Origin of the sequence: Brachyspira catarrhinii, assembly GCF_005518285.1 — a bacterium.
Taxonomy (GTDB): Bacteria; Spirochaetota; Brachyspiria; order Brachyspirales; family Brachyspiraceae; genus Brachyspira; species Brachyspira catarrhinii.
Window position 1 is genome coordinate 1 of record NZ_SJDU01000924.1, and the last position, 255, is coordinate 255.

Annotated in this window: 1 pseudogene; it reads right to left on the minus strand. The window is 24.7% G+C overall.

The window, feature by feature from the left end:
• A pseudogene (locus EZH24_RS15485) lies at nt 1-145 on the minus strand (5'-methylthioadenosine/adenosylhomocysteine nucleosidase); the annotation flags it as partial.
• Between the last annotated feature and the right edge of the window lie 110 nt (nt 146-255).

Consider the following 255-nt stretch of genomic DNA (forward strand, 5'->3'; position numbering starts at 1 on the left):
ATTTTAATAAAACAATATCTTTATCGCATAATTTTCCTTTATAAAATAAAATTCCCGCTATTTCTATTTCTTCGATATTTTCGATTTTGCTTTTCAAGTTTGTTATTTCAGAATCCATCGCTCCTATTATAGCTATAGTTTCCATTGTTTTCCTCTTCGATTTAATAATTTTTAAATTTTGAATAATAATTAATAATAAAAAATAAAGTTAGCGGAGCTATAAGCCGCATTCTGTCTTGGATAAACATTTATCTT